This is a genomic window from Mesorhizobium sp. M7A.F.Ca.AU.002.02.1.1 (assembly GCF_003998535.1).
In the GTDB taxonomy this organism is placed as follows: domain Bacteria; phylum Pseudomonadota; class Alphaproteobacteria; order Rhizobiales; family Rhizobiaceae; genus Mesorhizobium; species Mesorhizobium ciceri.
On record NZ_RZPB01000155.1, the window covers coordinates 1 to 10025 of the forward strand.

The 10025-nt window shown below is 61.4% G+C and carries 10 protein-coding genes; all 10 read right to left on the reverse strand.

All coding sequences use genetic code 11. The annotated features are described in order from the left end of the window. On the reverse strand, positions 1 to 724 hold a 724-nt coding region (gene trbF, locus EN879_RS12400; protein WP_164774385.1), incomplete at its 3' end, for a conjugal transfer protein TrbF. Then, a complete protein-coding gene (gene trbL / locus EN879_RS12405; RefSeq protein ID WP_063169231.1) occupies positions 725 to 2047 on the reverse strand; it encodes a P-type conjugative transfer protein TrbL in 1323 nt (440 codons plus the stop codon). It lies immediately after the preceding gene. Between the two features lie 33 nt (positions 2048 to 2080). Further along, a complete protein-coding gene (trbJ, locus tag EN879_RS12410; RefSeq protein WP_024502854.1) occupies positions 2081 to 2806 on the reverse strand; it encodes a P-type conjugative transfer protein TrbJ in 726 nt (241 codons plus the stop codon). Continuing rightward, complete coding sequence (gene trbE / locus EN879_RS12415) at positions 2803 to 5253, reverse strand: conjugal transfer protein TrbE (protein WP_063169232.1); 2451 nt, start codon at positions 5251 to 5253, stop codon at positions 2803 to 2805. The genes trbJ and trbE overlap by 4 nt, the downstream gene beginning before the upstream one ends. After that, the gene (locus tag EN879_RS12420; protein WP_024502852.1) at positions 5247 to 5519 is read right to left on the reverse strand and encodes a VirB3 family type IV secretion system protein; all 273 of its coding nucleotides are present in this window, start codon (positions 5517 to 5519) and stop codon (positions 5247 to 5249) included. The genes trbE and EN879_RS12420 overlap by 7 nt, the downstream gene beginning before the upstream one ends. Beyond that, positions 5519 to 5827, reverse strand: a complete 309-nt coding sequence (locus tag EN879_RS12425) for a TrbC/VirB2 family protein (protein ID WP_024502851.1) — start codon at positions 5825 to 5827, stop codon at positions 5519 to 5521. The genes EN879_RS12420 and EN879_RS12425 overlap by 1 nt, the downstream gene beginning before the upstream one ends. A gap of 12 nt (positions 5828 to 5839) precedes the next feature. Next, positions 5840 to 6808 (reverse strand): P-type conjugative transfer ATPase TrbB, encoded by a 969-nt coding sequence (gene trbB / locus EN879_RS12430; RefSeq protein WP_024502850.1) that lies wholly within the window; start codon positions 6806 to 6808, stop codon positions 5840 to 5842. Further along, positions 6805 to 7218 (reverse strand): CopG family transcriptional regulator, encoded by a 414-nt coding sequence (locus tag EN879_RS12435; RefSeq protein ID WP_063170364.1) that lies wholly within the window; start codon positions 7216 to 7218, stop codon positions 6805 to 6807. Before EN879_RS12435 ends, trbB begins: the two co-directional genes overlap by 4 nt. Positions 7219 to 7334: 116 nt before the next feature. Further along, positions 7335 to 9359: a conjugal transfer protein TraG gene (locus EN879_RS12440; RefSeq protein ID WP_063169233.1), complete on the reverse strand. Its 2025-nt coding sequence runs from the start codon at positions 9357 to 9359 to the stop codon at positions 7335 to 7337. 219 nt (positions 9360 to 9578) lie between these two features. After that, the coding region (locus EN879_RS38945; protein ID WP_206520941.1) for a hypothetical protein at positions 9579 to 10025 on the reverse strand (447 nt) is incomplete at its 5' end.

The window sequence follows — 10025 nt, forward strand, 5'->3', positions numbered from 1 at the left end:
CATTGGTGGACTCCGTCGGAGAAAGGGGGGTTGGGACGGCGCTGTCGAGCTCGCGTGACCAGTCAATGGCATTGATGAAGACGCCGAGCGGATTCTTGCGCAGCTGATCCGTATTGCTTGGCGAGCGAATCACGATCGTGAGGATCGCAGTCCAGCGCATCGTGCTGGCAAGGCTTCCGCGCTCAAACACCTGCTCGGTCCATTTGACCTGGAATGAACTTTCGGAGGCTCTGACCACGCTGGTGACCTGTACCGAAACACTGCGCGTTCCGATCTGACCGAAGGGGTCGTTCGCCTTGGCGTATTCGTTGAGGAAGAGCGCTGCGCGATCGCTAGCAAAGTCGTACGCTGCCAACCAGTTCTGCCGTACCAAAACCGGATCGGTGGAAACGGAACGGACATTCTGGATGAAGCGGCCGAGATGCCAGGCGATCTGAGCATCCGAGGGCTCATAATTCCGGATCGCCGGCGCGACGGCGCGCGTCTCGCCGAAGCCATCGACCTCGACGACATAAGGCACGACACGGCTTTGCATCGACTGCCATACGAGTCCGCCGGAAAGCCCGGTCGCCAAGGCCAGGCAGCCAAGGGCCATGATCCGCCAGTTCCTGGCCTGCAGTCGAGATGAGCCGATGCGCTCGTCCCACAGCTGGGCGGCTTTTTGATACGGCGTGACCGGTTCGGGTGTTTTGCCGTAACGGTGCACGGGTCGCTTGAAGAGCATCTAGTCATCCTTGTCGTTGAGAGAGGGGGTGGCGCTGCCTCCCGGCCGGTCTCCGTCTCGGACAGCTTGCATGGCAGCGTGGCGATTTGCACGGGCGGTCTGTTCAGAACGTAGGCGCCTTGCCCACGTCGGCGCCGAAACAGTGGCCGAACCGGCAGAGCGTTCGGTCATTGGCGCTGTCGGCGTGCCGCCGGTCGCGGTCCACGCGGCATCGCGCCCGGCATCGGCGTTGCGCCCAACACTTGCAGTGGCGGATCGCGCTATGCGTATAGCGGCGCCGCCAGCTGCACTGGTTACACCATGCATTCCAGCAGCCACACCGGAGAGGCCAGCGTCGGGCGAGGTTGCGCGCCCGATCTGCCATGACGTGGAAGCAGCCGATCCCATTGTTGTGCCGGCTCGGATGGCGGCGACACCGCCGCTGGTTGCCATACGCGCGCCAGCAAATGCTGTGCCTCCAGCAACGAGTGATACACCCGCTGCCGCCGCGGTCGTGCCGAGGGCGGCGCCCGCCCCAAGCTGCGGTGCGCCTGAGACAAGACCCGACGCGATCCCCGGCCCAAAAATGCCAAGGCCAAGCAATGCCAGTGCGCCCAGTACCTGGGACATGGCACCGGCAAGATCCGGCTCCTTGCCTTGCAATGCGGAAGCGAACTCCCCGAAGAGCGTGGAGCCGATACCGACAATGACGGCGAGCACCATCACCTTGATGCCTGACGAGATAACATGGCCGAGCACGCGTTCGGCCAGGAACGCTGAACGGTTCCAAAGTGCGAATGGAACCAAAACAAAACCTGCCAGCGTGGTGAGCTTGAACTCAAGGATGGTGATGAAAAGCTGGATGGAAAGGATGAAGAAGGCGATGATGACCAGGAACCAGGCCATCAGCAGCACGAAGATGGTCAGTGCGTTGCCGAAGATTTCCGGGAAGCCCAGGAGCTGACTGGCTTGGTCAAGCATTGGCCAAGCACCTTCGAAACCGGTCGCGGCAATGCGGCCCGGGCGCAAGAGATTGTCTGCCGACAGATTGCCGGCCGACGCCTTAATCCCGAGACCGGCAAAAGAACGATAAACGATATCGGCGAGGTTCTTGAAATTGTTCAGAATGAAGGCGAAGACGCCAACATAGAGCACCTTGCGGACAAGCCGGCCGAGAACGCTGGTTTCGTCGCCGAGCGCCCACGCCAGGCCGGCAAGTGTGATGTCAATGCCGATCAGAATGGTAGTGAGGAAGGCGAGGTCGCCCGATAGCAGACCGAACCCGCTGTCGATGTAGCGGATGAAGGTCTCCATGAAGCGATCGATGACGCCAAGGTCGTTCATGCCGCTGCCTTTCTCGTCGTGATGAACTCGTGATTAATTGCCGGGATAAGCCGAGCCGGTACCCAAGAATCGCTTCGTCATCTCGCGGGCGGCTTCGTCTGACTGGGCCTTGCGGGCGGCATCCTCGGCCTCAGCTCGAAACTGCGTTGCGAGCAGCGTCTGGATCTGCATCTGCTGTTTTGTCGAAAGCGCCATCAGCTGGTTGGTGGCCTGGCTTGCCTGAAGCGCACCGGCCGCCCCTTGGCTGCGGTTGACGAGATCGGCGAGCAGATCGCCGTCGGCGCGGACGTTCTCGACGATTTGCGACTGGACACCCATGGTCTGGCGGAACGCCTGCATGGCGGTTTGCCAACGCTCCCGCGCAGCACTCGCCACATCGCTGACTTTGATCGTGGCGTCGTAGCTTTCCGGATATTGGCTGCGCCACTGGTCTTGAAGCTTGCCCAGATCAAAGCTGAGGCCACTCGCCTGGTCCATCAAGCCGTCGATGCGATGGAGCGAACCGGTGAGTTGGCCAACGGAAGAGAAATCCAGACGCTGAAGATTGCGCGCCATGTTCTGCAGCATGGTCGCCTGATTCTGCAGCGACTGGATCTGGTTGTTGATCTGCTCCAATGCGCGCGCGGCCGTCAGCACGTTCTGCGCATAATTGGACGGATCGAACACGATAAGGGCGTAGGCGGGCTGCACATAGTCGGCCATAGGCTTGGCGATCAGGGAAACGGTGATCAGGCCGGAGAGAAGGCGTCGCCGCATCATGAGAATTGCTCCTTGTCTGGTTGAGGGAATTGCTTGAGAAGTTCGCCGGCCCAATCGAGGCCGCGCGCGATCAGGAACTGCGAGGCAAAGCTGCCTTGCCCGTCTTCGGACATGATCCTGTCGATCAGAGTCTGCGTGGCCGGATCGGAAGCACCGCAAAGCGCAAGAGCGATGGGGCCAAGCTCGAGCTCGAACAGACGGTTGCCGCGGCGCGATTGCAGATAATACTGACGCTTCGGCGTGGCGCGGGCGATCAATTCGATCTGCCGCTCGCTTAAACCGAAGCGCTCGTAGGCTGTGCGCGCCTGGGGTTCCACGGCACGATCATTGGGAAGGAAAATGCGCTGCGGGCAGCTTTCGATGATTGCCGGCGCTATGCCAGAGCCCGCGATATCAGCCAGCGACTGCGTAGCGAAGACAACCGACACGTTCTTCTTTCGCAGCACCTTCAGCCATTCGCGGATGCGGGCGGCGAACAGCGGATTGTCGAGATAGACCCACGCCTCGTCGAGCATGATCAGCGTGGGCCGTCCGTCGAACCGTTCCTCAAGTCGCTGGAACAGATAGGTAAGCACCGGCAGCAAAGCGCTTTGGCTGTGCATTAACTCCTCGGTCTCGAAACACTGCACATCCGACAAGGCCAGCCCATCATGATCGGCATCGAGCAGGCGGCCGAAGGGACCGTCGAGCGTGTAGGGCATCAATGCGGTCTTCAGCGCATTGGATTGAAGCAGGACCGAAAGACCGGTCAGTGTGCGTTCCTGCGCCGGCGCGGTGGCAAGGCTGGCCAGCGCTGACCAAATAGCCTCCTTCACCTCCGGCGTGACGGTGACGTTCTCGTGGGCAACAAGGCTGGCGATCCATTCGGCCGCCCAGCTTCGGCTAGCCTGGTCGTTGATGCTGCGCAGTGGCTGAAAGGCAAGGGAACCGTCCGCTCCTAGCGCGTGGTGTTCTCCACCCATGGCAAGTGTTGCAGCACGGGCCGAATTGCCTTTGTCGAAGACATAAACCTGGGCGCCGGCGTAGCGCCTGAACTGCAGAGCAATCAGAGCAAGCAGAACCGACTTGCCGGCGCCGGTCGGACCAACAACCAGCATGTGGCCGACATCTTCGACGTGGGTGGAAAGCCGAAACGGTGTCGACCCACTGGTCTCGGCAACGAAAAGCGGTGGCGCTTCGGTTTGGGTGACTTTCGCGAGATGCTCGTTTGTCGCAGGACCGGCCCAAACCGACGACAGCGGCATGAGATGGGCAAGGTTCAATGTATGAACGAGCGGTTGGCGAACGTTAGCGTAGACATGGCCAGGCAATGAGCCGAGCCAAGCCTCGACCGCATTGACGCCTTCTCGGATCGTGGTGAAGCCGAGCCCATTGATGATGCGCTCGACCGCGCGAAGCTTCTCTGCAGCGGCTTGGCGATCCTCGCCCCACACCGTCACGGTGGTGGTGAGATAGCCGAAACTCACATGATCACCGCCCAATGCCTGAAGGGCTTCGTCGGCATCGAGCGCCTTGTTGTCGGCATCGCTATCGACAAGCGGGACCGGCTCGTTGGTAATGACCTCGCGTAGGATTGCCACGATCGATTTGCGCTTGGCAAACCACTGCCGGCGCAATCGCGTCAGCGTCTTCGTGGCTTCCGTTTTCTCGAGCGGAATGAAGCGCGTCATCCAGCGATAGGCGAAATCCTGATGATTGAGGGTATCGAGGATTCCGGGCCGGGTGAGGTTCGGAAAGCCGAGGATGGTCAGTGTGCGAAGATGCTGCTCACCCAGCATCGGCTCCAGGCCACCGGTAAGCGGCGCATCGACCAGGATTGCATCCAGATATATCGGCGTTTCCGGGGCCATGATAGGATGGCGACGAGGCGAAATCGTGCCGTGGAGGTAGGTCAACGTCTGAGCATCATCGAGGACGCGTACTTCGGACATGAAACCCGAGAAGAGATCGAGCACGCGGTTGGTCTCGTCACGGAACCTCGCCAGATCCTGGCGCCAGTCTCTTTCTCCTCGGGAATAATGAGAGTCGACGAGCGTGCTTTCTGCGCGCGCCTGGGCGTCCGGCGGTGGCATAAACACCAAGGTCAGATGATAGCGGCTCTCGTAGTGCGCTACCTTCCCCTCGAAAGCAGCGCGGCGTTCTTCGTCGACCAGCCACGACGCGGCGTCAGGAAAATGCGAGTTCGGATAGCCCAGCGCTTCTGTGCGCTCGGCCTCAAAGAACAATGCCCAGCCAGAGCCAAGGCGTCTGAGAGCATTGTTCGCCCGGGCGCAAATGCCGACGAGTTCAGCCTCCGTCGCACTTTCGAGATCCGGGCCGCGGAACCGCAACGTCCGCTGAAAGCTGCCGTCCTTGTTGAGCACGATGCCGGGCGCCACCAAGGCAGCCCAGGGTAGATGGTCGGCAAGCCGGTCGGCTTTGCTTCGATATTCCGAAAGGTTCAGCATGCAAGCCACCCCTTCAGACGTAGGTGGCGCACAAGCACGCTGGCGAAGTCCGGATCGCGTCTTGCGGCAAACACCGCTAACGAGTGGCCTGCGATCCAAAGCACCAGACCAGCAATCCATTGCTGCAAGCCGAAGCCAATGGCCGCGGCCACTGTACCGTTGAGGATCGCCACCGCGCGCGGAGCCCCGCCGAGCAGGATCGGCTCGGTCAGCGCCCGGTGGACCGGTACTGCGAAGCCCTCGATATGCTGCTCCCCGGCGGCCATCAGACGAGCGCCCCACCACCGAAGGAGAAGAAGGAGAGGAAGAAGCTCGATGCCGCGAAGGCGATCGACAGACCGAAGACGATCTGAATCAGGCGCCGAAAACCACCGGCGGTGTCGCCGAAGGCAAGCGTCAGGCCGGTGGTGATAATGATGATCACCGCAACGATCTTGGCGACCGGTCCCTGCACGGACTCCAGGATCTGCTGCAGCGGCTGCTCCCACGGCATGCCGGAGCCGGCGGCATAAACCGGGGCCGTGATAAGAAACGCGAGCGCTGTGGACGAAAGAAAGCGAAGCTTCTTGCGCATGAGGAAGGCCTTTCAAAGCTGCTGGAGTTGCGAAAGCGTGAGCGGGGCAACGGCGTAATCGCCGCTGCCGTCGAGACCGGTGACCTCGGCGATTGCGTCGATGTGGCGCGACGAGCCGCGTCCCGCTATGAAGACGATCAGATCTATCGCCTCAGCGATGAGCCGGCGGGGAACGGTGACCACCGCTTCCTGGGCGAGTTGCTCAATGCGATAGAGAGCCGAGCGCGCGGAATTGGCGTGTACGGTAGCGATGCCGCCTGGGTGCCCGGTGTTCCATGCCTTCAGCATGTCGAGCGCTTCCGCGCCCCTCACCTCGCCCACGATGATGCGGTCCGGCCTGAGCCTCAGCGTCGAGCGCACGAGATCGGCAAGGGTGACCGAGCCCCGCCTTGTTCTCAGGGCAACGCAGTCCCTGGCCGCGCACTGCAGTTCGCGTGTGTCCTCGATCAGGATCACCCGATCGTCGCATTCGGCGACTTCAGCCAGCAGAGCGTTGGCGAGTGTTGTCTTCCCCGAGGAAGTGCCGCCGGCGATCAGCATGTTGCGCCGCTCGCGGACGGCCTTTTTCAGCGCATCGGCCTGCAGCGGCAGCATGATGCGTTCGGCAACATAGTCGGCCAGGGTGTAGACTTTCGCGGCGGGCTTGCGGATGGCAAAACATGGCGCCAACACCACAGGTGGCAGCAGGCCTTCGAAGCGTTCGCCAGACGGCAATTCGGCACTGACGATCGGGTTGTCGGCGTGCGCCTCGGCGCGCACGTGCGAAGCAACCAGGCGGATGATACGTTCTGCCTCGGACGGGTGCATGTGAACGTCGGTATCGACCCGACCTTCGCCTAACCGGTCGAGTCGCAGCGCGCCGTCGGGATTGACCATCACCTCGATGACGGACGGATCGGCCAGGGCTTCGGTGATTGCCGGACCCATGGCGGTGCGCAGCATGACACGCCGCCGGTGGTCGGCCTCGGGATGAGAGCTCATCCTTCCCCTCCCCCACCATTGTCTTTGCTAAGCGACTTTTTGCCGGAAGCGATCTGGCGGCCGACCTTCTCAACGAATTTCTCGAAACGCTCTTGGGCAATAGCCTGCGTTGCCCGATCCGGGACCGGCGTGTGGGCGTGAAGGGTGATCGAAAAGCGGATGAAGAGCGCCAGGCTCTCCAGGATCACCTCGGAATCGCGCCTGACGTGGGCAAGATCGCGGGAGAGCCGGTCAAGCCTTACGCCGTAGCGCCGATCGAACTCGCTCTCGCCACGCCGCTCGATGAACGCCTCGATCGCCTTCCCCACGATCGCTGATTTGGTCGTTGACGGATCGCGACTGAGGTTGTCCAGTTTCTCGCTGAGCTCCGGCTCAAGCAGAAACTGATGGCGAATGCGGTGCGGCTTCATGCGGATCGTTCCGACGGCCCGGCGTTGCGCCGGCGACGGGAGAAGCATCGGCCAGACGCTCAAAATTGCTTATGGCCGTTATCTACGCTGAGGTGCGCTCTGCAACTCAGCGGACTTCAGAAGCCGGGAATGACATCGTCGCCCCTGCCCTCGTTGATACCGTAGACGCGGGCCGCAGTGGAAATCCGATCCATGACACGCTTGTCCGCGAGCGCTTCGCTGTCATCGTCTGCGGGCTTGTACAGATCGGCCTGATCGGGCTCTTGAGAGACAACAACGTCTTCTTCGGGCAGGCTTGGATGGCGTTGCTGCTGAACGCCTCCCTCGTCTTCAACTGGCGCGTCGGCGCTTTCCTCGTCCGCAGCAAGTCGGCTATCGACGCTGCACACTTGTCCAGTCCAGCCGTCCGGGCGTGATGCAGGGCAGTCCGCATAGGGTCCGTCGTGCAGCACCGGCGCAGGCAGCACCCGATCTGTGAAATTCTGATCCTGATAATAGCGCAGCTTCTTGGCGCGGATCGGCGGCAACCCAGAAACCAGGACCAATTCGTCTGACGGCGGCAATTGCATCACCTCGCCTGGCGTCAGGAGCGGGCGCGCGGTTTCCTGGCGGCTCACCATGACATGTGAAAGCCAGGGCGCAAGCCGATGGCCCGCATAGTTGCGCATCGACCTAAGTTCGGTTGCGGTGCCGAGGGCATCCGAGATGCGCTTGGCCGTGCGTTCGTCATTGGAGGAAAAGGCAATTCGCACGTGGCAATTGTCGAGAATAGCATTGTTCTCGCCATAGGCCTTTGAAACCTGGTTCAAAGATTGTGCGATCAGATAGGAGCGAATGCCATAACCTGCCATGAAGGCGAGCGCCGTTTCGAAGAAGTCGAGGCGACCGAGCGCCGGAAACTCGTCCAGCATCATGAGCAGCTGATGCTTACGGCTCTTCTTCGGGTCCCCCTCCAGACGCTCCGTCAACCGCCTGCCGATCTGGTTCAAGATCAGTCGCACAAAAGGCTTGGTGCGCGAGATATCCGAAGGCGGCACGACCAGATAGAGCGACAGCGGTCGCTCTCCATCCACTAGGTCAGCGATGCGCCAGTCGCAGGACGAAGTGGCCGCCGCGACCGTTGGATCACGATAAAGCCCGAGAAAGGACATGGCGGTCGAGAGGACGCCTGAGCGCTCGTTTTCCGACTTGTTCAGGAGTTCGCGAGCCGCCGAGGCCACTACGGGATGGACCTGAGGGTTATGCCCCGTCCCGAGATGGTTTGTCGTCATCATCCGCCGTAGCGTTGCGGCAAACGAGCGTTGCGGGTCCGACAGGAAGGTGGCGACGCGGGCCAGCGTCTTGTCCTCTTCAGCGTAGAGCACGTGCAAAATGGCGCCAACTAGGAGTGAATGGCTGGTCTTCTCCCAGTGGTTCCGTCGCTCCAGCGCGCCCTCGGGATCGACGAGGATGTCGGCGATGTTTTGAACGTCCCGGATCTCATCTGGGCCTTTGCGCACCTCCAGCAGCGGGTTGTAGCGTGCCGATCTCGGGTCGGTCGGATTGAACAGAAGGCAGTACGAGAATTTCGACCGCCAGCCGGAGGTCAACTGCCAATTTTCGCCTTTTATATCATGAATGATGGCAGACCCGGTCCAGGAAAGTAGCGTTGGAACAACCAGCCCCACGCCCTTGCCCGAACGCGTCGGCGCAAATGCCATGACGTGCTCCGGGCCGTCATGGCGCAGATAGCGATCGTTCAGCCTACCGAGGAAAACGCCCGCCGGCCGTAACAACCCTGCCGTCTCGACCTCATGAGTCGTGGCCCACCGTGAAGACCCATAGGTCGTAACCGACCCGCGCTGTCGCGCGCGCAAAAGCGAGCCAGCGATTGCGGCGGCACAACCCAGGAATCCGCTGGCGCCTGCAAGCGTACCGGCTTTGTCGAAGACCTCCGGCGCATAAGCATCGAAGTGGAACCACCATTCAAACAGCTTCCACGGCTTGTAGATTGGCCAGCCGGCGAAGAGAAACCATGGTGCGCCGAGAGGCGTCTGGTAGGTCAGCATTTGAGCGCACCATTGGGTTGCCGTCCATACGCCGATAATGACAATTGCGCACACAACGGCGATCTGCCCGATCAGTAGCTTCGTAGGTGTCATCGGCTTGGCCCGCTGAACAACGCGACCTAGCATCGCGCGGCGCAGCCGGGACAGGAATGTTCCTCACATACGATTTGGGAGCAATGAACGACTTCCTACGTATGCAGGTCGGTCAGCACGCGTGTTGCGCCTTCACGCGACACCATCCGCCACTCCATCCTTTCCATTCACCCTGAGGCCCGGCGCCGCCGACAGTTGCGTGACCGCTCCTCCGCAAAGTTATCTTCTGCGTTCAGGGAGCCACGGCGCCTGGGCTGGCTGATGAACACCGTCCGCTCGCGCATGTGGGGTCGAATTGATTTGTGCCCAAGTGGAGGCAGGCTCGTCTTCCAACAGTTGCCGCAGTTCCCCTGGCTCGAACGCCATCATCGGTGGGGAAGCGGGTTCATCCTCCAACAGTTGCCGCAGTTCCCCTGGCTCGAACGCCATCATCGGTGGGGAAGCGGGTTCATCCTCCAACAGCTGCCGCAGTTCCCCTGGCTCGAACGCCATCATTGGTGGGGAGGCAGGCTCGTCCTCCAACAGTTGCCGCAGTTCCCCTGGCTCGAACGCCATCATTGGTGGGGAGGCAGGTTCGTCCTCCAACAGTTGCCGCAGTTCCCCTGGCTCGAACGCCATCATTGGTGGGGAGGCAGGCTCGTCTTCCAACAGTTGCCGCAGTTTCCC